The organism is Curtobacterium sp. NPDC090223, assembly GCF_044746585.1.
GTDB lineage: Bacteria > Actinomycetota > Actinomycetes > Actinomycetales > Microbacteriaceae > Curtobacterium.
In genome coordinates, this window is sequence record NZ_JBIVCN010000003.1 from 300,182 (window position 1) to 325,313 (window position 25,132).

Annotated in this window: 18 protein-coding genes, 1 tRNA gene and 1 other RNA gene; 15 read left to right on the plus strand and 5 right to left on the minus strand. The window is 71.6% G+C overall.

The window, feature by feature from the left end; genetic code table 11:
• Positions 1-394: 394 nt before the first annotated feature.
• A complete protein-coding gene (locus ACIPJY_RS08915; RefSeq protein ID WP_400462142.1) occupies positions 395-964 on the plus strand; it encodes a hypothetical protein in 570 nt (189 codons plus the stop codon).
• On the opposite strand, the gene ACIPJY_RS08920 is transcribed toward ACIPJY_RS08915, so the two are convergent.
• Positions 946-2,397: an amino acid permease gene (locus ACIPJY_RS08920; RefSeq protein WP_400462144.1), complete on the minus strand. Its 1,452-nt coding sequence runs from the start codon at positions 2,395-2,397 to the stop codon at positions 946-948. The genes ACIPJY_RS08915 and ACIPJY_RS08920 overlap by 19 nt on opposite strands.
• 167 nt (positions 2,398-2,564) lie before the next feature.
• Here ACIPJY_RS08920 and ACIPJY_RS08925 point away from each other — a divergent pair, with 167 nt between their 5' ends.
• From ACIPJY_RS08925 to ACIPJY_RS08955, 7 genes are all read left to right on the plus strand, one after another.
• Positions 2,565-4,433 carry an ABC transporter ATP-binding protein gene (locus ACIPJY_RS08925; protein ID WP_400462367.1) on the plus strand — a complete coding sequence of 623 codons (1,869 nt, stop codon included), beginning with the start codon at positions 2,565-2,567 and terminating at the stop codon, positions 4,431-4,433.
• Between the two features lie 267 nt (positions 4,434-4,700).
• A complete protein-coding gene (locus ACIPJY_RS08930; RefSeq protein WP_400462147.1) occupies positions 4,701-5,702 on the plus strand; it encodes an adenylate/guanylate cyclase domain-containing protein in 1,002 nt (333 codons plus the stop codon).
• The gene (locus tag ACIPJY_RS08935; RefSeq protein ID WP_400462150.1) at positions 5,699-7,123 is read left to right on the plus strand and encodes a mechanosensitive ion channel domain-containing protein; all 1,425 of its coding nucleotides are present in this window, start codon (positions 5,699-5,701) and stop codon (positions 7,121-7,123) included. Before ACIPJY_RS08930 ends, ACIPJY_RS08935 begins: the two co-directional genes overlap by 4 nt.
• Before the next feature lie 50 nt (positions 7,124-7,173).
• Positions 7,174-8,538 (plus strand): cystathionine beta-synthase, encoded by a 1,365-nt coding sequence (locus tag ACIPJY_RS08940; protein WP_400462153.1) that lies wholly within the window; start codon positions 7,174-7,176, stop codon positions 8,536-8,538.
• Between the two features lie 74 nt (positions 8,539-8,612).
• Positions 8,613-9,758, plus strand: coding sequence for a cystathionine gamma-synthase (locus tag ACIPJY_RS08945; protein WP_400462156.1), 1,146 nt, complete (start codon positions 8,613-8,615; stop codon positions 9,756-9,758).
• A gap of 28 nt (positions 9,759-9,786) precedes the next feature.
• Complete coding sequence (locus tag ACIPJY_RS08950) at positions 9,787-11,175, plus strand: MFS transporter (RefSeq protein ID WP_400462158.1); 1,389 nt, start codon at positions 9,787-9,789, stop codon at positions 11,173-11,175.
• A 28-nt stretch (positions 11,176-11,203) separates the two neighbouring features.
• A complete protein-coding gene (locus ACIPJY_RS08955; protein WP_400462161.1) occupies positions 11,204-11,749 on the plus strand; it encodes a hypothetical protein in 546 nt (181 codons plus the stop codon).
• 130 nt (positions 11,750-11,879) lie between these two features.
• Here ACIPJY_RS08955 and ACIPJY_RS08960 read toward each other — a convergent pair whose 3' ends face one another.
• Complete coding sequence (locus tag ACIPJY_RS08960; RefSeq protein ID WP_400462164.1) at positions 11,880-12,461, minus strand: TetR/AcrR family transcriptional regulator; 582 nt, start codon at positions 12,459-12,461, stop codon at positions 11,880-11,882.
• 227 nt (positions 12,462-12,688) lie between these two features.
• Here ACIPJY_RS08960 and ACIPJY_RS08965 point away from each other — a divergent pair, with 227 nt between their 5' ends.
• Together ACIPJY_RS08965 and ACIPJY_RS08970 are read left to right on the plus strand one after the other, a co-directional pair.
• Complete coding sequence (locus ACIPJY_RS08965) at positions 12,689-13,945, plus strand: multidrug effflux MFS transporter (protein WP_400462167.1); 1,257 nt, start codon at positions 12,689-12,691, stop codon at positions 13,943-13,945.
• 282 nt (positions 13,946-14,227) lie between these two features.
• On the plus strand, positions 14,228-16,264 hold the full coding sequence (locus tag ACIPJY_RS08970) for a helicase HerA-like domain-containing protein (RefSeq protein WP_400462170.1): 2,037 nt from the start codon (positions 14,228-14,230) through the stop codon (positions 16,262-16,264).
• A 17-nt stretch (positions 16,265-16,281) separates the two neighbouring features.
• Here ACIPJY_RS08970 and ACIPJY_RS08975 read toward each other — a convergent pair whose 3' ends face one another.
• Together ACIPJY_RS08975 and ACIPJY_RS08980 are read right to left on the minus strand one after the other, a co-directional pair.
• Positions 16,282-16,791: a hypothetical protein gene (locus tag ACIPJY_RS08975; RefSeq protein ID WP_400462173.1), complete on the minus strand. Its 510-nt coding sequence runs from the start codon at positions 16,789-16,791 to the stop codon at positions 16,282-16,284.
• Positions 16,792-17,219: 428 nt separating this feature from the next.
• Positions 17,220-17,307, minus strand: a tRNA-Ser gene (locus ACIPJY_RS08980).
• 122 nt (positions 17,308-17,429) lie between these two features.
• Here ACIPJY_RS08980 and pta point away from each other — a divergent pair.
• Together pta and ACIPJY_RS08990 are read left to right on the plus strand one after the other, a co-directional pair.
• Entirely contained in the window at positions 17,430-19,538 is a 2,109-nt protein-coding gene (pta, locus tag ACIPJY_RS08985) for a phosphate acetyltransferase (RefSeq protein WP_400462175.1), read from the plus strand.
• A 64-nt stretch (positions 19,539-19,602) separates the two neighbouring features.
• Positions 19,603-20,802, plus strand: coding sequence for an acetate/propionate family kinase (locus ACIPJY_RS08990; RefSeq protein WP_400462178.1), 1,200 nt, complete (start codon positions 19,603-19,605; stop codon positions 20,800-20,802).
• A 138-nt stretch (positions 20,803-20,940) separates the two neighbouring features.
• On the opposite strand, the gene ACIPJY_RS08995 is transcribed toward ACIPJY_RS08990, so the two are convergent.
• On the minus strand, positions 20,941-21,615 hold the full coding sequence (locus ACIPJY_RS08995) for an SDR family oxidoreductase (protein ID WP_400462181.1): 675 nt from the start codon (positions 21,613-21,615) through the stop codon (positions 20,941-20,943).
• Positions 21,616-21,652: 37 nt separating this feature from the next.
• Between ACIPJY_RS08995 and ffs the strand changes: the two genes are divergently transcribed.
• The 3 genes from ffs to recR all read left to right on the plus strand — a co-directional run bounded on the left by ffs (position 21,653) and on the right by recR (position 25,129).
• Positions 21,653-21,749: signal recognition particle sRNA small type (gene ffs, locus ACIPJY_RS09000), an RNA gene on the plus strand.
• A 60-nt stretch (positions 21,750-21,809) separates the two neighbouring features.
• Positions 21,810-24,530, plus strand: a complete 2,721-nt coding sequence (locus ACIPJY_RS09005; protein WP_400462184.1) for a DNA polymerase III subunit gamma and tau — start codon at positions 21,810-21,812, stop codon at positions 24,528-24,530.
• The gene (gene recR, locus ACIPJY_RS09010) at positions 24,530-25,129 is read left to right on the plus strand and encodes a recombination mediator RecR (RefSeq protein ID WP_400462187.1); all 600 of its coding nucleotides are present in this window, start codon (positions 24,530-24,532) and stop codon (positions 25,127-25,129) included. Before ACIPJY_RS09005 ends, recR begins: the two co-directional genes overlap by 1 nt.
• Positions 25,130-25,132 lie beyond the last annotated feature (3 nt).

Consider the following 25,132-nt stretch of genomic DNA (forward strand, 5'->3'; position numbering starts at 1 on the left):
GGACTTCGAACCGTCACACCGACCGCGGCTCCACCGTGCATCCTCGGACCGGACGACGGCGCGACGGCTGCAACGGATGGCCGCGAACGGTGACCTCCGGAGGATGTCGCCGGGTGTCTACGTCCGACCGGACGAATGGGATGCGCTCGACCCCCGCAGCAGGCACCTCCTGCTGATCCAGGCAGTGGCACCACGGCTGCCCCACGACGTGGCGTTGTCACACCTGTCAGCAGCCGCGGTCCGCGGGCTCGCGCACGTCGGGCGGTGGCCCGAGCGGGTGCAGGTGTCTCCACGAGGGGGCGCTCGTCACGAGATCGCCGGGGTCAGCGTCCGTCGGGCGCTGATGCCCCGGATCGAGAGCGGTGCCGCGTCGGACAGGTTCCTCGGTGTGCCGGTGGCAGATCTCGTCGAGACCGCGCTCGGGGCAGCGTTGGACGCACCCTTCGCCGCCGGAGTCGTCCTGCTCGACGATGCACTCCGACGCGGCGTCGATCGCGCAGCGGTGGCGAGCGCGGCCGACCGACTGGTCAGCCGCGGCCGGGTGCACGTCGAACGAGTGCTCGCCGCGAGCGACGTACGACACGAATCCGTCGGCGAGTCGTACTGCGCCGCGCGGTTGGTCGAGCTCGGGTTCGACGAGGTCGAGCCGCAGCACGTCTTCCGACTCGAGGACGGGTCCACTGCACGCGTCGACTTCTGGATGCCGTCGCTCGGCGTCGTCGTCGAGTTCGACGGGCGGCAGAAGTACGAAGACGCGTCGATGCTGCACGGGCGCTCCGGTGCTGATGCGGTCTGGGCCGAGAAGCTCCGTGAGGACCGGCTGCGGGCACTGCCCGAAGTGCGGGGGTTCGTGCGCGTCACATGGTGGCACCTCGTCGACCCGGAGCGGCTCGACGCGCTGTTCCGACAGCACGGGGTGCGGCCGCGGCGGGCGGGCGGCGCGGGTCAGGGGAGCGTGCTGTGACGGCGGCCGTAGAGCGCGTAGAGGGCGGCGCCGGCGACCATCCAGATGCCGAACGCGATCCACGTCCCGGCGCCGAGGAAGACCGCGAGGAGCACACAGCTCAGCGCGCCGAGGATCGGGACCACCGGGAAGAGCGGGACCCGGTAGGAGCGCTCGAGGCCGGGCTGCGACCGACGCAGGATGATCACGGAGACGTTCACGAGCGCGAAGGCCACGAGCGTGCCGATGCTCGTCGCGTCCGCGAGTTCGCCGAGGGGGACCAGAGCGGCGACGACGGTCACGACGAGCCCGACGATCAGGGTGTTCGCGATCGGGGTCCCCGTCCGGTGGGAGACGCGGCCGAAGACCCGCGGGACCAGACCGTCGCGCGCCATCGTCAGCAGGATCCGGGTCTGGCCGTACAGGACGGTGAGCACCACGCTGGCGATCGCGATCACGGCGCCGATGGAGAAGACGAGGGCGACGAGGGGCTGCCCCGTCACGTCGACGACGATGCGGACGAGCGACGCCTCGGAGGACGAGAACGACGTCCACGACCGCGCGCCGATCGCGGCGATGGCGACCAGGATGTACAGCGCCGTGATGAGTGCGATGGACCCGATGATCGCGCGGGGGAGGTCCCGGCGGGGGTTCTTCGCTTCCTCGCCGGCCGTCGACGCGGCGTCGAAACCGATGTACGAGAAGAACAGCCGGGACGCGGCAGCGGTGACACCGGCGGCGCCCATCGGTGCCAGCGGCTCGAAGTTCTGCGCACGGAACGCGCTGAACGCGACGATGACGAAGAACACCAGGAGCGCGATCTTCACGATCACCATGAGGGTGTTCACCCAGGCGCTCTCGCGGGCTCCCGGCAGCAGCACCGCCGTGGCGATGAGCACGAGCGCCGCAGCGGGCAGGTTCACGATGCCGCCGTCGCCCGGGGGTGCCGACAGTGCGGCGGGCAGGTGCATCCCGAACACCCGGAGCGTCTCGTCGACGTACTCGCTCGCACCGACCGCGACCGCGGCGACCGACACCGCGTACTCGAGCACGAGACACCACCCGCACACCCAGGCGATGCCCTCGCCCATGGTGGCGTAGGTGTACGAGTAGCTCGACCCGGACGTCGGGACGGCGCCGGCCATCTCGGCGTAGGACAGCGCGGAGAGCAGGGCGGCGATCCCGGCGACGACGAACGAGATCCACACCGCGGGCCCGGCCAGCGGGACGGCGGTACCGAGCACCACGAGGATGCCGGTGCCGAGCGTGGCGCCGACGCTGATCATGGTGAGGTGCCAGACGCCGAGGGTCCGGCGGAGCGGTTCACCGTCCACGCCAGAGGCCGCTTCGGCCTGCAGCTGGTCGATCGGCTTGCGGCGGGTGAGCTGGTGCCGCAACGACGGTGCGCCGAGGGCTCTGCTGGACGGGTCGGGGCGGGACGGCGCGGACGACATGGGACCTCGTGGTGCGTGGAACGGGACGGGTCATGCTCGCACGGCCCCGAACAGGGGTCAATTCCACGGATCCGTGCAGCAGACGGGACGACGTCCCGCGGCGGGGATACATTTGCTGCGGTGAGCGGACCGTCCGGTCGCGCCGGGCGGAAGGAGCTCGCATGAGCATGCCGGGGATGCGTGGCGGTGGTGGTCGCGGAGGCCGCATCTCGAGCGGTGACTTCGACGCGCAGAAGGCCGCGAACGCCCAAGCGCCGCAGATCCCGCACCTGCTCAAGCGGATCGCGGGGCTCTTCGCCCCGCACCGTCGGGCGATCGTCTTCACGACCGTGCTGGTGCTCATCGGCGCCGCACTGTCGGTGATCCCGCCGCTGCTGACGCAGAAGGCCTTCGACCTCGGGCTCTTCCCGAAGTCGGGCACGCCGGACATCCCCGTCCTGGCCTGGCTCGTCACGGCGATGGTCCTGCTCTGGATCGCCAGCGCCGGCGTCGGCGTGTGGCAGACGTACCTGACGGCGACCGTCGGCAACAAGGTGATGGGCGTGATGCGGATGCGGCTCTTCGCGCACCTGCAGCGGATGGAACTGGCGTTCTTCACGCGGACGAAGACCGGTGTCATCCAGTCCCGCCTGCAGAACGACGTCGGCGGTGTCGCGAGCGTCCTGAACAACACGATCTCCTCCGTGCTCGGCAACACCGTGACGGTCATCGCCGCGGTCGTCGCGATGCTCCTGCTCAGCTGGCAGATGACCCTCGTGGCGGTCGTCCTGCTGCCGTTCCTGGTCATCGCGCAGCGGAAGGTCGGGCAGGTCCGCGCCAAGATCGCCGGACAGACGCAGGAGTCGCTGTCGGACATGACCGCGATCACGCAAGAGGCCCTGAGTGTCTCCGGGATCCTGCTCGCGAAGAGCTTCAACCAGCAGCGCGCCGAGACGCACCGGTACGGGGACGAGAACCGGAACCAGATCGCCCTGCAGGTGCGCCAGCAGATGTCCGGGCAGTGGTTTTTTGCGATCGTCCAGATCTTCCTGTCGATCATCCCGGCGATCATCTACCTGGTCGCCGCCTACCTGATCCTCGGGGGCATCCCGATCACCGCGGGCACGATCGTCGCGTTCACGACGGTGCAGTCCCGTCTGCTGTTCCCGACCGTCGGGCTCCTCCGCGTGGTGCTCGACCTGCAGACCTCGGGTGCGCTGTTCGCCCGCATCTTCGAGTACCTCGACCTGAAGCCGGCGATCACGGACTCGCCGACCGCGGGCAAGGTCGACGAGTCCCGCGTCGGCCACGTCGCGTTCGACGACGTCACCTTCACCTACCCGGACGGCGAAGCCGACAAGCCGACGCTCCGCGGGGTGTCCTTCGAACTCCAACCGGGGCAGTTCACGGCCTTCGTCGGGCCGTCGGGCGCCGGCAAGACGACGGTGTCGTACCTGGTCCCGCGGCTCTACGAGGCGACGCGCGGCTCGGTCCGGTTCGCCGGGGCCGACGTCCGGGACCTCGAACACGAAGACCTCATGCGGCACGTCGGCATCGTCTCCCAGGAGACCTACCTGTTCCACGCGACGATCGGCGACAACCTCCGGTACGCCAAGCCCGGCGCCACGCTCGAGGAACTCGAGCGTGCGGCACGGGCGGCGAACATCCACGAGACGATCGCGTCGTTCCCGGACGGGTACGACACGATCGTGGGGGAGCGCGGCTACCGGCTGTCCGGCGGCGAGAAGCAGCGGATCGCGATCGCCCGCGTGATGCTGAAGGACCCGCCGGTGCTCGTCCTCGACGAGGCGACGAGTGCGCTCGACTCCATCTCGGAACGGGTGGTGCAGACCGCACTCGACGCGGCGGCGCGCGGGCGGACCACCATCTCGATCGCACACCGGCTCTCGACGATCCGCGACGCCGACGTGATCTTCGTGCTGGACCACGGGCAGATCGTGGAGCAGGGGACGCACGACGAACTCATCGCGCGCGACGGCACGTACGCGACCCTGCACCGACAGCAGAACGCACCGGTCGACGCCCTGGACGCCTGACCCGCCCGACGGCCCCGCCCGACGGCTTCGGCCGACGGTCCCGCCCGACGGCTCCGCCCGACGCTCCCGCCCGACGGCCCCGTGCGACGGCCCCGCCCCGACGCTCCCGCCGACGGCTTCGGCCGAAAGACGGCAACGCCGGACACGGATGTGACCCGCGTGGTACTCGTTGACCCACGCCGGTCCCCGGCGCTGCACCACCGGTTCCCTCAGCACGGCAGCGCCACGACCCCGGTGGCACGGGCCCTGCAGGGAAAGACGGGCACGGTGATCAGCGATGACCACCGCGGGAAGGAGACCCTCGCCGCGTACGCACCACTCGAGGTGGACGGCCTGCGCTGGGTTGTCGTCGCGCAGATGGACACGTCCGAGGCGTTCGCCCCGGTGAACGACTTCACCAGGAACATCGGGCTCGCCCTGGTCGGCATCATCGTCCTCGTCAGCCTGCTCTCGCTCCTGCTGGCGCAGGTGTTCGTCCGACCGATCCGCCGGCTGCAGACCGCGGTCAACCGGGTCAGCGCGGGTGAGATCGGGGTGGAGGTCAAGGTCAAGCAGGGCGACGAGATCGGGGACCTCGGAGTCGCCTTCAACGACATGTCGCGGAGTCTCCGGGTGAAACAGGACCTCCTCGACGAGCAGCGACGGCAGAACGACACGATGCTGCTGACGCTGATGCCGGAGGAGGTCGCCCGCCGCTACAAGCAGGGCGACGAGACCATCGCCGAGGACCACCAGGACGTCGCGGTCGTCTACGCGGACATCATCGGCTTCGACGACTTCGCCGCCGACCTGACCGCAGAGGAGTCGCTCTCGCTCGTCAACGACGTCTGGCGGTCCTTCGACGAGGCGGCCGCGCGACACGGAATCGAACGGGTGCGCACGACGCGCAGCGGCTACCTCGCCAGCTGCGGGCTCAGCGTGCCGCGGGTCGACAACGTCCGCCGGGTGATCGACTTCGCGGCAGAGGCGGAGGGCGTCCTCGAGCGGTTCAACGCCCAGCACGGGTCGTCGATCGGGCTCCGAGCGGGCATCGACACCGGCCACGTGACGAGCGGCCTGGTCGGACGCTCCAGCATCGTCTACGACATGTGGGGCGACGCGGTCAGCCTGGCGTACCGGGTGCAGGGCATCGCCCCGGCCCCCGGTGTGTACGCGACGCAGCGGGTGGTCGACAAGCTCGGCGACCGCGCCGACGTCCGCGAGGTCGGCGAAGTCCAGACCCAGTCCGGCCCGCAGCGGGTCTGGAAGCTCGATCGGCCGAGCGCATGACCGCGTTCTGGGAGCAGTCCTGGTTCTGGCCCGCGATCGCCGTGATCGTCGGTCTGCCGGTGGTGCTGCTGGTGCTCACCGAGCTGCAGTCGACACTGGAGCGCCGGGGCAACGACCTGTCGAAGATCATCGGGCTGCTGCGGAACGCCGTCGTGCCGCTCATCGCGATCCTCATCCTGTCGGTGCAGGTCACCGACGCGGTCGACCCGGGGCAGCTCACGACGAACCGGATCATCGCCACGGTGCTCGGGTTCCTGGTGATCGTGTTCGTGCTGAACGGCCTGAACATCCTGCTCTTCACGAACGCGCGGAAGGGCAGCTGGCGCGAGAAGATCCCGTCGATCTTCGTCGACATCGGCCGGATCGTGCTCATCGCGCTCGGGCTGGCGCTCGTGTTCCGGGTGGTCTGGGACGCCGACGTCGGCGGCGTCTTCACCGCGCTCGGCGTCGGATCGCTCGTCATCGGTCTCGCACTGCAGTCCGCGGTCGGTCCGGTCATCGCCGGTCTGTTCCTGCTGTTCGAACAGCCGTTCCGGCTGGGCGACTGGCTCGACGTCGGCGGCACGCGTGGCCGGGTCGTCGAGGTGAACTGGCGGTCGGTGCACATCGAGACCGGGTCCGGGATCCTGATCACGCCGAACTCGTCGCTGGCCGGCGCCTCCTTCACGAACCTCAGCCGGACCGGAGGCACGTTCCCGGTCACGACGGACGTCACGTTCACGACGGACGACCCGCCGGCGGCGGTGGTCGCGCTGCTGCAGCGCGTCGCGTCCGGCCTGCCCCAGCTCTACCCCGGCACCGTCCCGAGTGCGACGCCGAACGGCGGGGCGTCGTACTCCCTGGCGTTCGAGGTGCGCGGCCCCTCACAAGAGGGCGAGGCCCTCGCCACGTTCCGGATGTGGCTCTGGTACGCGGCGCGCCGCGCCGGCCTCGGGCTGGACGGCGACACGACCGACGACTTCACCACCGACGAGCGGCGTGACGCCGCCCTCGCGTCGATCTACCTGACCGGCGACGACGCGTCCGCGCTCGGTCCGGTGGTCAAGCTCGAGCGCTACGCCGCGGGGGAGATCATCCTGACCGCCGGGACGGTCCCCACCGCGGTCCGGTTCGTGCTGTCCGGCAGCGTCGACCTGCGGGTCCCGTTCGAGGGCGCCGACCTCCCCGCGACCCGCGTCGAGACCGGCGACTACATCGGGCAGACGGCGCTGACCCGGGAGGCCCTGCTCACGACCGCCATCGCCCGCACCGAGGTCGCGGTGCTGGTCGTGCCCGCCACCGCCCTCGACCAGATCGTGCGGTCCACCCCCGCGCTGGCGCGCGACATGGGCGACGTGATCGACCGGCGTCGCGCGGAGGTCTCGGCGGCGGTGACGGCGCACGTCGCCGCCACGACGGTCCCGTCCCCGATTGCGTCGTAGGCACCCGGACGCTCCGCTGGGACTCGGGTCCGCCGCCTAGACTCGACCGCGTGCGTTACGCGAACTCCGTCGTCGACCTGGTCGGCAACACTCCGCTGGTCAAGCTCAACCGTGTCACCGATGGCGTCCGCGCCACCGTGCTGGTGAAGGTCGAGTACCTCAACCCGGGCGGCTCCTCGAAGGACCGCATCGCGACGCGGATCATCGACGCCGCCGAGGCCTCCGGCGACCTGCGACCGGGCGGCACGATCGTCGAACCCACGTCGGGCAACACCGGCGTCGGTCTGGCGCTCGTCGCTCAGCAGCGCGGCTACCGGTGCGTCTTCGTGCTGCCGGACAAGGTCGGCGAGGACAAGCGCAACGTCCTCACCGCGTACGGCGCCGAGATCGTCGTCACACCCACCGCGGTCCCGCCGGAGCACCCGGAGTCGTACTACTCGGTGTCGGACCGCCTGGTGCGGGAGATCCCGGGCGCGTACAAGCCGAACCAGTACGCGAACCCGAACGGACCGCGCAGCCACTACGAGACCACCGGTCCGGAGATCTGGCGCGACACCGAGGAACGCATCACCCACTTCGTCGCGGGCGTCGGCACCGGCGGCACCATCTCCGGCACCGGCCGGTACCTGAAAGAGGTCTCGAACGGCGGCGTCCGGATCGTCGGCGCCGACCCCGAGGGCTCGGTGTACTCCGGCGGCACCGGTCGCCCCTACCTGGTCGAGGGCGTCGGCGAGGACTTCTGGCCGACCGCGTACGACCCCGGTGTGCCGGACGAGATCATCGCGGTGTCGGACGCCGACTCCTTCGCGATGACCCGTCGCCTGGCCCGTGAAGAAGGGCTGCTCGTCGGCGGCTCCAGCGGCATGGCGGTCGTCGCGGCGCTCCGTGCGGCGCGCGACCTCACCGAGGACGACGTCGTCGTCGTGCTCCTGCCGGACGGCGGCCGCGGGTACCTCGGCAAGATCTTCAACGACCGGTGGATGCGCTCGTACGGCTTCGCCGAGACCGACGACGCCCGCACCGTCGGATCGCTCATCGCCGGCAAGGACGGCCGCCTGCCGGACCTCGTGCACGCGCACCCGTCCGACACCGTGCGCGAGGTCGTGGACATCATGACCAAGTACGGCGTCTCACAGATGCCCGTGCTCAGCGCCGAGCCGCCCGTCGTGATCGGCGAGGTCATCGGCGCCGTGGCCGAGAAGGACCTGCTCGAACAGGTCTTCACCGGCGCCGCGAAGATGGCGGACGCGCTGACCGGCTTCGTCGGCGACCCGCTGCCGCTCATCGGCGTCGGCGAGTCGGTGTCCGCCGCCCGCCGTGCGCTCGAGAGCGTCGACGCGCTGCTCGTCGTCGAGGACGGCAAGCCGGTGACCGTGCTCACCCGACACGACCTGCTCACCTACCTGTCCGAGTGAGTGCGGCAGCGCACCCACCGCACGGTGCGCGACCGACGCGATCCGAGCCTCCCGTCCGACCTGGAGAAAGCACCATGACCGAGTTCAGCACCCGCGCCGTCCACGCCGGACAAGAGCCCGACGGCGCCACCGGCGCCGTGATCCCGCCGCTGCACCTGACGTCCACCTACGTGCAGGACGGCATCGGGGGGATGCGGAACGGCTACGAGTACTCCCGCTCCGGCAACCCCACGCGCGACTCGCTGCAGACCATGCTCGCGGACCTCGACGGCGGCGTCGCCGCCTACTCGTTCGCGTCCGGCCTCGCCGCCGAGGACGCCCTGCTCCGGGCGGCGCTGTCCCCGGGTGCCCGCGTCGTGATGGGCAACGACGTCTACGGCGGCACGCACCGTCTGGTGAACCGGCTGCACGTCCCGTGGGGCGTCGACCTCGTCGTCGTCGACATGAGCGACCTGGACCTGGTCCGCGCCGCGCTGCAGGACGCACCGGCGCAGACCGTGCTCTGGGTCGAGACGCCGACGAACCCGCTCATGAAGATCGCCGACATCGAGGCGCTCGCCGCACTCGGGCACGACGCCGGAGCGCTCGTGGTCGTCGACAACACCTTCGCGTCGCCGTACCTCCAGCAGCCGCTCTCGCTCGGCGCCGACGTCGTCGCGTACTCCACCACGAAGTACCTCGGCGGTCACTCCGACGTCGTCGGCGGTGCGATCGTCCTGGCCGACCAGGAACTCGCCGACAAGGTCGCCTTCCTGCAGTTCGGTGGCGGCGCGATCTCGTCCCCGTTCGACGCCTGGCTGACGATCCGCGGCATCAAGACGCTGCCGATCCGGATGGAGCGGCACTCGCAGAACGCGCAGGCCGTCGCCGAGGCGCTCGTCGGTGACCCCGCGGTCGAGCGTGTCTACTACCCGGGCCTCAGCGACCACCCGGGGCACGACGTCGCGGCGAAGCAGATGCGGGGCTTCGGCGGCATGCTCTCGGTGGCGCTCGCCGGGGGTCCGGACGCCGCCAAGCGCTTCGCGGAGTCCACGGAGCTGTTCGCGCTGGCGGAGTCACTCGGCGGGGTGGAGTCGCTCATCGGGTACCCGAGTGAGATGACCCACGCGTCGGTGAAGGGCACCGAGCTCGCCGTCCCGGAGAACGTCGTCCGGCTGTCGGTGGGCATCGAGGACGCTGGCGACCTGGTCGAGGACCTGCGACAGGCGCTGCGCCGCTAGGGCGGGCGCGCGCCGCTAGCCTGATGCAGTGACGACGACGGCGACGAGGACGACCCTGTTCAGCAGGGGGTACGCCCTCCCGACCATCGGGATGGTCGCCATCGTGGCCGTCGCCGCGTTCCAGAACCTGGCGATGACGACCGTCATGCCGGAGATCAGCCGTGACCTGCACGGGGAGACCCTCTACTCGCTGAGCTTCGCCGCGCCGCTGGCGGCCGGTGTCCCCGGGATGGTGCTCGCCGGCAACTGGACCGACCGCGCCGGAGGCCGAGTGGTCGCGTGGGTGTCCGCCGCGCTCTTCGCCGTCGGGACGGCGATCGTGATGCTCGCACCGACGATGCCGGTGTTCCTCGCCGGGCGCCTGGTCGAGGGGTTCGGTGCCGGGGCGATCGACGTCGTGCTCTACGTGCTCGTCGCGCGGATCTTCCCCGAGGACCTGCACGGACCGGTCTTCGCCGGGTTCGCCGCGGCCTGGGTGGTGCCGGCCCTGATCGGCCCGGCGATCGCGGGCCTCGTCACCGAGCTGGCCAGCTGGCACTGGGTGTTCGCCGGAGCGCTCGTCATCGCCGTCCTCGCGTTCTCCCTGCTCGTCCCGACGCTCCGGCACCTGCACCCGCCGGCAGCGGCACTGCGGCCGCCGTGGCAGCGCAGCCGCATCGTGTGGTCCGTCGCCGCTGCCGTCGCCGTGCTGCTCCTCAACGTGGCACCGGACCTGCCCGTGGTGTTGCGGATCGCCGCGGTCGTGGTCGGGCTCGTCGGTGCGTGGTTCGCGCTGCGCCCGCTCCTGCCCCGCCGGACCTTCACCGCGGGACCGGGCCTGCCGTCCGTCGTCCTCCTCCGCAGCGTCCTCGCGGCCGGGTTCTTCGGCAGCGAGGCCTACGTGCCCTTCCTGCTGCAGGCGCAGCACGGGCTCTCCCCGTCCGCCGCCGGCCTCGCACTGACGGTCGCCGCGCTCAGCTGGGCGGGTGCGAGCTGGGTGCACGGACGGATGGGGGAGCGTCGTCTGACCGCTGCCCGTGCGTTCGGTGTCGGGCTCGGCCTGGTCCTGGTCAGCCTGGTCGCCGCCCTCGCCGTCGCGGTCGCCGACCTGCCGGTGTGGGTGCTCGTGGCCGGCTGGTTCGTGGGTGGCGCCGGGATGGGCGTCGCCTACCCGCGGACCTCGATGCTGACGCTCCGGTTCTCCAGCGAAGGGGACGACGGGTTCGCCAGCTCGGCCCTCACCATCGCCGACGCTGCCGGCAGTGTCGTCGGGCTCGCGGTCGCCGGGCTGCTCTTCACGGCGCTCGGGGGTCGGCAGGACGCCGGCGCGTTCGCGTCGGTGTTCGCCGCGATGATCGTGATCGCGCTCGTGGGGCTGTTCGCGGTGCGGCGGCTCGGCCCGGTGCCGCCGCCGTCGTCCGCCGCGCCGAACGGGTAGCGTGGCAGACCCGTATCGAGGAGGAACCGTGCGCCGCATCCTGGCCGCCGCCGCGCTGGCGGTGAGTGCCGTCGCCGTGCTGGCCGGCTGCACGGGGACGACCTCGGAGGCCCCGACGCCCGTCAAGAGCACCGACCTGACGAGCTCCGACGGCGGGTTCGACCAGCACGCGGTCGTCGGCGTGGTGCTGCAGGCATCGGACGCCGACGCGCTGCCCGACGCGTTCCGCACCGAGCTGACCGAGGCAGGCTTCCGCCCGGACGTCCGCGTCGCCACGAGCGCCGACCCCGTGGCGTCGCAGCGCACGGCCGTCCGGGAGCTCGTCCGCACCGGGGCGAAGGCCCTGCTCATCCAGGCCGAGGACGCCTCGGCACTGGCCGGGGAGCTGCAGACCGCGCACGACGCCGGTGTCGTGGTCGTCGGCCTGGGGGACCGGTTGCCCGCGAGCGGCACCGGCGGGGACGGCGTCTCGGCGGACTACCGCGTCACCGGGGACAGCGACACGGAGCTGGTGGAGCACTCCGTCGATGCGGTCACCGCGCTGCAGCGGGGCGAGAAGCCGGCCGGGGACTGACCCGAGTCGGGAGCGCCTTGCGCGTTCGATCCCATTGCGCGCGCTCTGGGAAGCGGTTTCGCGCGTCGGGGGTCGAAAGGAACGACTGCCTACGCACGAAACGACTACCTGCGCGCTGACTACGCGCGGGTCAGCTCCACCACGCGGGGAACGACCGGGTGATCGTGTTGACCAGGGCCTTCCGGGAGCGCCTCGTGCCCGCGAGCCACGCCTCGATCGCACCGACGAAGCCCTGCGCCACGAAGCCCGCCGCGACGTCGTCGAGGAGCTCGGGCCGCGTGGCCGCGTCGAGCTCCCGGATGTGCAGCGCGCTCGACACCGTGAAGTGCTCCACGAGGAGCCGGTGCAGCGACGCGTCGTTCGGGTCGGGGAGTGCCCGGACGTAGATCTCCCGGTGCAGCACGACGTGTTCGACGACGGCGTTGATGCCCTTGCGGGTGATCGCGGCGAGCTCGTCGCGGTCGGCACCGCGCTCGTACGCCGCCCGCCGCGCGTCGGAGTCGTCGTCGCGGATCCGGTCGAGTTCCGGGGTGAGCACGCCCGCCAGGAGCGAGCCGGGCGAGACGGCGTGGGAGTAGAAGGTCGCACGGTTGATCCCGGCGGCGCGGGTGACGTCCGCGACGGTGATCTCGGAGACGGGGCGGTCCGCGGCGAGCCGGAGGATCGCCTCGCGCAGCGCTGCCGTCGTGTGCAGGATCCGAGCGTCCACCATGACGCCCACCCCCTCTTCCGTGCTGATCCGCCCGGAGCCCCGAGCCCTCCGACGGTACCGCAGGTGTGCGTACGGTGAGCACGGCGGGACACCGACACGCGGCAACGCCCGGCAACGGGTGTCGGCGGCGGCCGCTCGGGCCCCTAGGATGATCGAGCGGACGAATCGATTCGAGCGATCCCGCGATCACCCCTCCCCACCGCCCCTCATCGTCGAAGGACCCTGTTGTGACCGCGCCCGCGACCACTGGTTCGCTCACCGTCATCCTGCATCCCGGGGACTCCCTGTCCCGGGCGCAGCGTCTCGTCTACGTCTTCGTGCTCGGCGCCCTCACCGCGCTCGGGCCGTTCACGATCGACCTCTACCTGCCGGCGTTCCCGTCGCTCAAGGACCAGTTCGGTGTCAGTGACGGCGCCGTGCAGCTCACGCTGACCGCCACCACGCTCGGCTTCGCGGTCGGCCAGCTGCTCGTCGGCCCGTGGAGCGACAAGGTCGGCCGCAGGCTTCCGCTGATCATCGCCACGTCGGTGCACGTTGCCGCGTCGATCTGCGCCGCGATGGCCCCGAACATCGAGGTGCTCGCGGTGTTCCGCGTGCTGCAGGGCATGGGCGCCGCCGCCGGAGGTGTCGTCGCGATGGCCACGGTCCGCGACCTGTTCGGCGGCAAGCCCCTCGTGCTGATGCTCTCGCGGCTGGCGATGGTGAACGGCCTGGCGCCGATCCTCGCACCGCTGATCGGCTCGCAGATGCTGCGGTTCGTCAGCTGGCGCGGCATCTTCGTCTTCCTGGCCTGCTACGGCCTGGCGGTCGTCATCGCGTCCATCCTGCTCATCGTCGAGACGCTGCCGCCGGCACGCCGCCACGAGGCCGGTCACGCCACCATCGGCCAGCGGTACCGTGCGCTGTTCTCGGACCGCATCTTCGTGGGGGTCGCGCTGATCGGGGCGATGGTGTTCAGCGGCCTGTTCTCGTACCTCAGTGCGTCGCCGTTCCTGTTCCAGGACGTCTTCGGGCTCGACGCCCAGCAGTACGGCCTGCTCTTCGCGGTGAACTCCGTCGGGGTCGTGGTCGGCGTGCAGATCTCCTCCCGGCTGGCGCAGCGGATCGGGCCGCAGTGGATCCTGGCGTGCTCGACGGCGACGCTGTTCCTGGCGGCGACTGCGATCATCGTGCTCGACCTGCTCGGTGCCGGGCTGATCGGGGTCCTGATACCGCTGTGGTTCTTCATCGCGGCGTGCGGGTTCTCGTTCCCCCTGGTGCAGGTGATCGGCCTCGCGGCGCACGGCAAGGAGGCAGGGACAGCCGCATCGGTGCTCGGTGCCCTGAACTTCGGCGTGGCCGGGTTGATCTCGCCGATCGTCGGCTGGCTCGGGATCTCCCAGGCGGCACCGATGGCCGCCGTGATGGCGTGCACGTCGGCGGTCGCGATCCTGCTCCTGTGGCTCGTGGTCCGGCCGCGTTCGGTGCCCGCGCTGACGCACTGACGCGGGCGGCCGCGGCGCGCGTGCGTGCGGAGCGCGAGCGCGTGCGCATGGTTCGACACGACGCCAGTCGATCGACGTGTGCGGTGTCGAACGATGCGGACGCAGCCGTTGCCTCCGCATGAGTCGACACCGCGGCCGTCGATCGACTTGTGCGGTGTCGAACGAGGCGCGCGCAGCGATCGCGGCGCGCGGACCCCGGCGCGCGGACCCCGGCGCGCGGGCCCCGGCACGCGGACCCGGCGGACCCCGGACGAGCGGCGTCCGCGTCCATAGGCTGTGCCCATGAGCGACGCGGTGGAGCAGGCACGGGCAGCAGCAGCGGCGGCACGGGTCGCCGCCGAGGAAGCGCAGCGCCTCGCGGAGGCAGCAGCCGCACGCGCCGAGGAACTCGCTGCGGCACTCGCGCAGACACCGCTCACCCCGGACGCGGAACCGGCAGCCGCCGGGTCGCCCGCTCCGTCCGGCCTGGAGGCCCCACTCACCCCCGACGCGGAACCCGCCGTCGCGACACCCGAGACCGTCGCACCGGCGGCGCCGGAGGCGACCCCCACCGGACCGGAGGCGACGTCGAGTGCCGGCACCGAGCCTCCCGGCAGTGCGGACGCGACCGGCCCACTCGGTGCGGACGCGGTCGCGGCCGTCCGGGACGGCTACGCGGTCGAGGGCAGCGCCCTCGAACTCGGTGCCCTGGTGAACGGCGAGGCGCGCCCCGACGTCCAGGTCCGCATCCCGCTCGGGATGCTGAACCGGCACGGCCTGGTCGCCGGTGCGACCGGTACCGGCAAGACCCGCACGCTCCAGGTGCTCGCCGAGCAGATCGCGGCGAACGGGGTGCCCGTGTTCGCCGCGGACATCAAGGGGGACCTGTCCGGGATCGCGGTGGCCGGCCAGGGCAACGAGAAGCTGCTCGCACGGACTGCCGGCATCGGGCAGGACTGGACCCCGGCCGCCAGTCAGGCGGAGCTGTACTCGCTCGGCGGGCAGGGCACGGGCGTGCCGATCCGTGCGACGGTGTCCGGGTTCGGGCCGCTGCTGCTGTCGAAGGTCCTCGGGCTGAACGACACGCAGGAGTCCTCGCTCGGTCTGGTGTTCCACTACGCCGAGCGCGCCGGGCTGCCGCTGGTCGACCTCAGCGACCTGCGGAGCGTGCTGACGTTCCTGGTCAGCGACGAGGGCAAGCCAGAGCTGGCGGAGCTCGGCGGCCTGTCGAAGCAGACCGCCGGGGTGATCCTGCGCGAGCTCATCACCTTCGCCGACAAGGGCGCCGACCAGTTCTTCGGCGAGCCGGAGATCGACACGCAGGTGTTCCTCCGGAGCGCTCCGGACGGCCGCGGCATCGTCAGCCTGCTCGAGGTACCGGGCGTCCAGGACCAGCCCGAGGTGTTCTCGACCTTCCTGATGTGGCTCCTCGCGGACCTGTTCAACGAGCTCCCCGAGGTCGGCGACCAGGACAAGCCGAAGCTGGTGTTCTTCTTCGACGAGGCGCACCTGCTCTTCAGCGGCGCGTCGAAGGACTTCACCGAGCAGATCGTCCGCACGGTCCGGTTGATCCGCTCGAAGGGCGTCGGGATCTTCTTCGTCACGCAGACCCCGAAGGACGTGCCGAACGACGTCCTGGCGCAGCTCGGCTCCCGCATCCAGCACCAGCTCCGCGCGCACACCCCGGACGACGCGAAGGCCCTCCGCGCAACCGTGTCGACGTACCCGACGAGCGACTACGACCTCGGCGAGGTCCTGACCTCCCTGGCGACCGGCGAGGCGATCGTCACCGTGATGAACGAGAAGGGTGCGCCCACCCCCGTCGCGTGGACCCGACTGCGCGCGCCACAGGGGTCCATGGACCCGATGCCGTCGGCCGAGATGGAGGCCCGGGTCGCCTCGTCCCCGCTGCTCGCCACCTACGGCACCCGCGTCGACCCCGACTCGGCGCACGAGATGCTCGCCCGTCGGATGGAGGCCGCTGCGGCGCAGTCCGCTGCGGCTGAGGCGCAGGAGGCGGCGGCCACCGCCGCCGCGGACGCTGCGAAGGAGGCGGCGCGTGCCGCGGCCGCTGCTGCGAAGGAGGCGGCGGCGCAGGCGAAGCAGGAGGAACGGGAGCGCGCGGCCGCGCAGAAGGAGTACGAGCGGACGCAGCGCGAGTTCGAGAAGGCCGAGCGTGCGGCACGGTCCCGACGGTCACGGACCACCACGACCCGGCGGACGACGTCGTCGCGGAAGGCCGACGACCCGCTGTCGGACCTGCTCGGCGGTGGACTCGGCGGGACCATCGCGAAGGAGGTCGTGCAGGGGATCTTCTCGACCCTCCGGCGCCGGCGGTAGCGCACCGGGCGCGGGTGCTAGCGGGTGCGGCGGCTCGGCAGGTAGCGGCGGGCGAAGTCCCGCGCCGGCATCGGCCGCGTGATCTCGGTGACCTGCACGCCGAGGGCGTCGACGACCTGGTCGAGTCCCTGGTCGCCCCAGACGTCCCCGCGCATCCGGAAGAGGACCTGCTCGTCGGCGTCGAAGGCCACGAGCTCGCGGGCGGTGCGGTCGACGGAGCTGCCGAAGGTCGTCGCGAGGACGATGCTCGACACCTGTTCGCGGGAGAAAGTCCGGCGTGCCGCGACGACCCCGCGCACCGTGACGCCGTCCGGGCCGATGCCGACGAACGCCGAGCGGAGCCGGACGAACACCAGGCCGACGACGATCCCGATGACGACCACCACGGACGCGACGAGCGCCCACAGTCGCAGCGGGAAGGACATCCAGACGAGGGCGACGGCGAGTGGCACGGCGGAGAAGACGATGCTCAGCGCGGTGGACCTGACGAGCGCGGCACGAGGGCGCAGGACGACGTCGTACGTCATCCGATCACTCCTCGCCGTCGCCGGCGCGGTCGTTTCCCCCACGGCCGTCTCCTCGTCCCCTCGGGTGCCCGGGCACGCCGAAGGGCGTCCCACAGGACGGCGCCCCTGCCGTCGATGCACTCGGCTCGACCGTCGTTCGGGCGTGCCGTGCGGTCAGCATAGGGGACCTCGGGGCGATCGCGACAGGTCTGTCCACCCTTTCGAGTCCGTCCACGGCGAACGGGGTGCAGACGGGTCCCCAGGGTGGGGGACCGGTGACGTGTCAACCCGGCGGATCCGCTCAGGAACGCCGAAAGCGCACGGTCCGGGGACTCGTGCGCTTTCGGATGGTGTTGCTCGTGCGGTGTTGCTGGTGCGGTGGTGATCCGCTGGCGGAGAACGGGGGATTCGAACCCCGGCTGGGGGTTCTGTGCTTGCACCGTTCGTTCTGGCGGAGAATGGGGGATTCGAACCCCCGAGGGCTTGCACCCAACACGCTTTCCAAGCGTGCGCCATAGGCCACTAGGCGAATTCTCCTGGTGCCATCTCTCGATGACGACACCCCATGATACAGGTCTTCGGGGGTGTGGACGACCACGGCCGTCCACAGGTGTGTCCGTTCCCAGTGGGCGCGACGAGCCCGTGGCTACCCTGGGACCGTGTCGACCCGCATCTACATCACGTCAGCAGAAGGACACACGGGCAAGAGCACGGTCGCGCTCGGTGTCCTCGAGACCCTCGCCCGCACGGTCGGACGCGTCGGCGTGTTCCGACCCGTCGCCCGCTCGGTGGAGGAACCCGACTACGTGCTCGAGCTCCTGCTCCAGCACACCGGCGCGAACCAGTCCTACGACGACGCGGTCGGGGTGACCTACGACGACGTGCACGCCGACGCCGATGCGGCACTCGCCACGATCGTGAGCCGCTTCGCGCAGGTCGAGCGGCAGTACGACGCCGTCGTGGTGCTCGGCTCGGACTACACCGACGTCGGCAGCCCGACCGAGCTCTCCTTCAACGCCAAGGTCGCCACGAACCTCGGAGCGCCGGTACTGCTCGTGCTCGGTGGCCGGAACGCCGCCGACCGTGCCGCCCGCAGCGCCGAGGACATGGGGCAGGTCGCCGACGTCACCACCAGCGAGCTCCGGAGCGCACACGCCCAGCTGCTCGGCATCGTGGTGAACCGCGCGGACCCCGACGCGATGCCGGCCATCTGCGCCAGTGTCTCCGCCGCCGTGCAGGACGACCACCCGGACACCCCGGTGTGGGCCATCCCCGAGGACGCCGTGCTCGTCGCACCGACCGTCCGGGCCCTGCTCGCGGCCACGGACGCCACGTTCGTCCGCGGCGACGAGGCACTGCTCGACCGTGAGGCCCTGGGTACCGTGGTCGCGGGCATGAGCATGGAGAACGTGCTCCCGCGACTGATCGAGGGCGGGATCGTCGTGGTCCCCGGAGACCGGAACGACGTCCTCATCGCCACGCTCCTCGCCAACCAGTCGGAGACCTTCCCGAGCCTGGCCGGCGTGATCCTGAACGGCGGGTTCGAGACCGCGCCGCAGATCACCCGCCTGCTCGAGGGCCTGTCGAGCTCGCTGCCGATCGCGACGAACCACCTCGGCACGTACGACACCGCACTCCGCATCACCCAGACCCGTGGCCGGCTCGCGGCGGACTCCCCGCGGAAGGCCGACCTGGCGCTGTCGCTGTTCGAGCGGCACGTGCAGGCCGACGAACTCCTGGCGCGTCTGCAGGTCACCCCGTCGGGCGTCGTCACGCCGCTGATGTTCGAGCACGGGCTGCTCGACCGGGCGCGGGAGTACGGCAAGCGCATCGTCCTGCCCGAGGGCGACGACGACCGGATCCTCCGCGCCGCCTCGACCCTGCTGCAGCGGCAGGTCTGCGAACTCACGATCCTCGGCGACCCCGCGGCGATCCGTGCCCGAGCGACGGAACTCGGGCTCGACCTGGACGCCGCACAGCTCGTCTCGCCGTTCGACTCCGACCTGCGCGAACGCTTCGCCGAGGAGTACACGAAGCTCCGCGCGCACAAGGGCATGAGCATCGAGCTCGCCCGCGACACCGTCACCGACGTCTCGTACTTCGGCACGATGATGGTCCAGCTCGGCCTGGCGGACGGCATGGTCTCCGGTGCGAAGCACACGACAGCGCACACCATCCGTCCGTCGTTCGAGATCATCAAGACCCGTCCGGACACCTCGATCGTGTCGAGCGTGTTCCTGATGGCACTCGCCGACCGCGTCCTGGTCTACGGCGACTGCGCGGTGATCCCGGACCCGACGAGCGAGCAGCTCGCGGACATCGCGATCTCCTCCGCCGAGACCGCGACGCAGTTCGGCATCGACCCCCGCGTCGCGATGCTCAGCTACTCGACCGGTGACAGCGGCTCCGGGGCCGACGTCGACAAGGTCCGTGCCGGTACCGCGTTCGTCCGCGAGCGTCGTCCCGACCTGCTGGTGGAGGGCCCGATCCAGTACGACGCGGCGGCCGACCCGACCGTCGCGAGCACGAAGATGCCGGACTCGCCGGTGGCGGGGCACGCGACGGTGTTCATCTTCCCGGACCTCAACACCGGCAACAACACCTACAAGGCCGTGCAGCGCTCCGCCGGCGCCGTGGCGATCGGCCCCGTCCTGCAGGGCCTCCGCAAGCCGATCAACGACCTGTCCCGCGGGGCACTGGTCAGCGACATCGTGAACACCGTCGCGATCACCGCCATCCAGGCCGGCACCGCGACCGACGCGGCCTGACCGCCGGACGCACCCCGAGCCTCCAGACCGGCTCTCCCGAGCCATCCACAGAAAGCGAGCCACCGTGACCGCCGCACTCGTCGTGAACTCCGGATCGAGTTCGTTCAAGTACCAGCTCATCGAGCTCGAGGGCGAGCGGACGCTCGCGTCCGGCCTCGTCGAGCGCATCGGCGAGTCGAACGGTGCCTGGAAGCACACGAACGCACTGACGGGGGAGTCGTCCTCGAACGACTCGGCATCCGTACCGGACCACGCGGCCGGGTTCCAGGCGATGATCGACGCGTTCGCGAAGGTCGGACCGTCCTTCGACGAGCACCCGCCTGCGGTCGTCGGGCACCGGGTCGTGCACGGCGGCACCACGTTCGACCGCGCCACCGTCGTCACCGACCGGGTCGAGCAGCAGATCGACGACCTGTCGAGCCTGGCACCGCTGCACAACCCGGCCAACCTCGAAGGGATCCGTGCGGCGAAGCAGGTCTTCTCCGACGTCCCGCACGTCGCGGTGTTCGACACCGCGTTCCACCAGACGATGCCGCCGCACGCGTACACCTACGCGATCCCGGCCGAGCTGGCGGCGAAGTACGGCATCCGGCGGTACGGCATGCACGGCACCAGCCACAAGTACGTCTCCGAGCAGGCGGCCGAGTTCCTCCAGCGCCCGTTGTCCGAGCTGAAGACGATCGTGCTGCACCTCGGCAACGGGGCGTCCGCAGCGGCGATCGACGGCGGTCGGTCGATCGAGACCTCGATGGGGCTCACCCCGCTCGAAGGGCTCGTGATGGGCACGCGCTCGGGCGACCTCGACCCGGCGGTCCTCATCCACCTGCACCGGGAAGCCGGGCTGTCCTTCGACGAACTCGACGACATGCTCAACAAGCAGTCCGGGCTGCTCGGGCTCACCGGCAACGGCGACATGCGCGACGTCCAGGCGAAGGCGATCGACGGCGACGAGGACGCCGAGGCGGCGCTCGCCGTGTACCGGCACCGGATCCGTCGGTACGTCGGGGCCTACACGGCGCAGCTCGGCGGGCTCGACGCGGTCGTGTTCACCGCGGGCGTGGGGGAGAACAACGCGCTGCTGCGCCGTCGTGTCCTGGCCGGCCTGGGGCACCTCGGCATCGAGGTCGACAACGACCGGAACGAGCTGCACTCGAAGGAGGCCCGGCTCATCTCCACGGATTCGTCCCGGGTCGCGGTGCTGGTCATCCCCACGAACGAGGAGCTCGAGATCGCGCGGCAGTCGGCGGCGGTCGCGCTGGCGTGAGCCGGCGGCCGCGCGCGCTGCCGGCGTGAGGCGCCGCTGCGGGCGTGAGGCGCCGCTGTGTGTCCGAGACGCCGCCGAATCCGGCGGCGTCTCGGCGTGCTGGTGGTGTTTCGCGGGGGATGCGGCGCCGCGTGCGGGTCAGCCGAGGGCGCCGAGGGCCGCCGGGATCGGGGTGTTGCCGCTCGTCACCTCGAACTGCACGCCGAGCGCGGAGTCGTCGAGGAGCGCGTGCATGACGATCGCGGCGACATCGGCACGGGGGATCGAGCCACGGGGGACGGTGGTCCCCACGGCGACGGTGCCCTGCGGCGGGGTGTCGAGCAGGCCTCCTGGGCGGACGATCGTCCACCGGAAGCGGCGGGACCGGATGCTCGCGTCGGCCTCCGCCTTGGCACGGAGGTACACCTGGAACACGGCCGCGTCGTCCTTCGCCGGGACGACGGCGAGCTCCGGGTCGTACGCGTCAGCGCCCATCGCGGAGATCATCACGTACCGGTCGATGCCGAGGCGGACCGCTGCGTCCGCGAGCAGGATCGCCGCGTCCCGGTCCACCGTGAGCTTCCGTTCCGCGCCGCTGTTCGGGCCGGCGCCGGCGGCGAAGACCACGGCGTCCACGCCACGGAGCCGGAGCGCGAGCTGGTCGTCCTCGAGCTGCTCGAGGTCCGCGACGATCGCGGTCGCTCCCGTCTGCTCGACGTCGGCGATGTGTGCGGGGTTCCGGACGATGCCGACGGCCTGGTGTCCGGCGTCGACGATGAGACGAGCGAGGAGGAGGGCGATCTGGCCGTGTCCTCCGGCGATGGCGATCTTCATGTGTCCGATGATGCTCCTTCCGTCCGGTAGACTCTTCCGCGGCTCCTCACGTGACGCCATCCAGGCCAACTCCCCCAGGGCGGAAACGCAGCAAGGGTAACCGGGCTCTGGCGGGTGCGTGAGGAGTCTTTTCGTTGCCGGCTGCCCTGGGGATTTCGGACGGCGGTGTCGGCGGTCCCGGCTACCCTTGTCGCGTGGTCACCGCCCTGTATCGCCGTTACCGGCCTGAGAACTTCGCCGAGCTCATCGGGCAGTCGCAGGTCACCGACCCGCTCCGCACTGCCCTCCGGACCAACCGGGTCAACCACGCGTACCTGTTCAGCGGGCCGCGCGGCTGTGGCAAGACGACGTCGGCGCGCATCCTCGCGCGCTGCCTGAACTGCGCGGAGGGTCCGACCGACACCCCGTGCGGCGTCTGCCCGAGCTGCGTCGAGCTCGCGCGCGGCGGTAGCGGCTCGCTCGACGTGATCGAGATCGACGCCGCCAGTCACAACGGTGTCGACGATGCCCGTGACCTCCGCGACCGAGCCGTGTTCGCCCCGGCCCGTGACCGCTACAAGATCTTCATCCTCGACGAGGCGCACATGGTGACCCCGCAGGGCTTCAACGCGCTGCTGAAGCTGGTCGAGGAACCGCCGGAGCACGTCAAGTTCATCTTCGCGACGACCGAGCCCGAGAAGGTCATCGGCACGATCCGCTCGCGCACCCACCACTACCCGTTCCGGCTCGTCCCGCCCGCCGTGATGCTCGAGTACGTCGAGCAGCTCTGCGGGCAGGAGTCCGTGTCGGTGGCACCGGGCGTGCTGCCGCTCGTCGTCCGTGCCGGCGGCGGGTCGGTCCGCGACACCCTGTCCCTGCTCGACCAGCTCATCGCGGGCAGTGAAGACGGGGCGATCGCCTACGACCGTGCCGTGGCGCTCCTCGGGTACACGGACAGCGCGCTGCTCGACGACGTCGTGGACGCCCTCGCCGTGGCGGACCCGGGATCCGCGTTCGCGGCGATCGACCGGGTCGTGCAGACCGGTCAGGACCCGCGGCGTTTCGTCGAGGACCTGCTCGAGCGGCTCCGCGACCTGATCGTCGTCGCCGCCACGAACGAGAGCGCCGGCGCGGTCCTGCGCGGCGTCTCGCCCGAGGAACTCGACACGATGACCCGGCAGGCCGGCGTCTTCGGCGCGAACGGGCTGTCCCGGGGTGCCGACATCGCGAACCGTGCGCTGACCGACATGACCGGCGCCACCTCGCCACGGCTGCACCTCGAGCTGATGATCGCGCGGATGCTCGTCCCGGAAACGGACGACACCCAGCGCGGAGCGCTCGCACGCGTCGAGCGTCTCGAGCGCCGTGTCGGCGTCGGGGACGCCGGCGGGCACCAGGCAACGGCGGAGTCCGCGCCGCCCGTCCGCACGGCCGCGCCGGCGCCGGCAGCGACCACGCAACAGCCTCCGGCCGTGCCGACTCCGGCAGCGCAGGCTCCCCAGGCCCCGACCACGCAGGCCCGGGCTCCGCACGCTCCGGCGACGCCGGTGTCCACGTCGGACGCCGCCAGCACGCAGGAGCCGTCGGCGAACGCCGCGCAGGACGCCGCCGCCTCGTGGGCGGCCGTCGCGCCGAGCGCACCAGAGGCCCCGGAGACCCCGGCACGGCAGCCGGAGCAGCGCTCGGGACCGACGGCATCCGAGCCGAGCAAGCACGCCGCGGCCTCCTCGACCGGGCAGGGCACCGTCATCGGGTCCGAGCCCGTCGTACAGCCGATCGCGGCCGTGGGTCTCCAGCAGATGCGGGACACCTGGCCGCAGGTGCTCGAGCACGTCCAGCGCGCCAAGCGCTCCGCGTGGACGGTCGTCGTGACGGCGCAGGTCACGGCACTCCGCGACGACGTGCTCACGCTGACGTTCCCGAGCCAGCAGGACGTGGCGTCCTTCAAGGAGATGTCCGACCCGTCGACGAGCGTCAGCGAGCTGGTGCGCGCCGCGATCCAGGACCTCCTGGGCTTCCGGGTGAAGTTCGTCGCCCGGGGTCCCGGCGGCCCGGGGGGTGCGGCGCAGCAGCGACCGACGGCACCGCAGAGCACCGCGCCGACGCAGCCCGCGCCGACGCAGTCCGCGCCGATGCAGCCGGCGCAGCCGACACCGACGCCGAGCCAGGCAGCGGCGGAGCGACCCACCGCACCCGCCGCGCCGCGCGACACCGCGCCTGAGGACACTGCGCCCCGAGACACCGCGACGCATGACACGCAGCACCAGTCCCGGCCGCCGGAACCCGTCCGCACCCCCGACACGGACCGTGCCCCGCAGCAGGAAAGTGTCCCGCATCAGGACCCCGCGCCCGCTCCACAGCCCGCATCGCCGAGCGCCCCCTCGGGCCCCGTCACCGAGTGGGCCGTCGCGACGATCCCCGCCACCGACCCCACCGCCGGCGCGGTCCCCGACGACGTCGAGCCCACCTGGGCGGCCCCCATGGGGTCCACCGCCCCCGGTGACACCGTCGCCCCCGCGAGCGCATCCGCACCCGCGCCCACCTCGGGACCGGTCGCCGACGTGCAGGCGGCGATCGACGCCCTGCAGGCCGGGAAGCGCCCGCCGCAGGCCGCGGTGCCGGCGCGGGACGAGCCTCCCGTCCCGGTCGACGACTACCCGCTCGACGACGCCCCCTTCGACGACGGCGCGCCGTTCCCCGACCCCGGCCCCGGTGGCGGCCCCGCCCCGGCACCGAGCCAGCAGCACCAGCCAGCCCAGCAGCAGCAGCCCGCTCAGCAGCAGCCTCAGCAGCAGCCGCGACAGCAGGCCCAGCCGCAGCCGGTCCAGCAGCAGGTCCGCCGCGCCCCGGTCCCCGGCCGCTACGGCGAAGCCGTGGTGCGTGAGATCCTCGGCGCGCAGTTCATCGAGGAGACCTCCCTGAGCGAGGGCAGCTGATGTACGACGGCATCGTCCAGGACCTCATCGACGAGTTCGGCCGCCTGCCCGGCATCGGCCCGAAGTCGGCGCAGCGCATCGCGTTCCACATCCTCCAGAACGAGTCGTTCGACCCCTCGCGGCTCTCCGAGCTCCTCGCGGACGTCAAGGAGCGGGTCCGGTTCTGCGAGGTCTGCGGCAACGTGACCGAGTCCGAGCGCTGCAGCATCTGTCGCGACCCCCGCCGCCAGCCGGCCACCATCTGCGTGGTCGAAGAGGCGAAGGACGTCGCCGCGATCGAGCGCACCCGCGAGTTCCGCGGGCTGTACCACGTGCTCGGCGGTGCGATCAGCCCGATCGACGGCGTCGGTCCGGACGACCTGCGCATCCAGCAGCTCATGACGCGCCTGGCCGACGGCACGGTGGAAGAGGTGATCATCGCGACCGACCCCAACCTGGAGGGCGAGGCGACCGCGACCTACCTCAGCCGCCTGCTGGTGCCGATGGGCATCCGGACGACCCGGCTCGCGTCCGGGCTGCCGGTGGGCGGCGACCTGGAGTACGCGGACGAGGTCACCCTCGGCCGGGCCTTCGAGGGCCGCCGACTCGTCGGAGGCTGACCG

Coding starts and splice junctions, on each gene's coding strand:
- ACIPJY_RS08920 (WP_400462144.1), bottom strand. CDS start 2,397: ATGTCGTCCGCGCCGTCCCGCCCCGACCCGTCCAGCAGAGCCCTCGGC.
- ACIPJY_RS08960 (WP_400462164.1), bottom strand. CDS start 12,461: ATGGTGGACGCTCGGATCCTGCACACGACGGCAGCGCTGCGCGAGGCG.
- recR (WP_400462187.1), top strand. CDS start 24,530: ATGTACGACGGCATCGTCCAGGACCTCATCGACGAGTTCGGCCGCCTG.
- ACIPJY_RS08970 (WP_400462170.1), top strand. CDS start 14,228: ATGAGCGACGCGGTGGAGCAGGCACGGGCAGCAGCAGCGGCGGCACGG.
- ACIPJY_RS08925 (WP_400462367.1), top strand. CDS start 2,565: ATGCCGGGGATGCGTGGCGGTGGTGGTCGCGGAGGCCGCATCTCGAGC.
- ACIPJY_RS08995 (WP_400462181.1), bottom strand. CDS start 21,615: ATGAAGATCGCCATCGCCGGAGGACACGGCCAGATCGCCCTCCTCCTC.
- ACIPJY_RS08945 (WP_400462156.1), top strand. CDS start 8,613: ATGACCGAGTTCAGCACCCGCGCCGTCCACGCCGGACAAGAGCCCGAC.
- ACIPJY_RS08935 (WP_400462150.1), top strand. CDS start 5,699: ATGACCGCGTTCTGGGAGCAGTCCTGGTTCTGGCCCGCGATCGCCGTG.
- ACIPJY_RS08975 (WP_400462173.1), bottom strand. CDS start 16,791: ATGACGTACGACGTCGTCCTGCGCCCTCGTGCCGCGCTCGTCAGGTCC.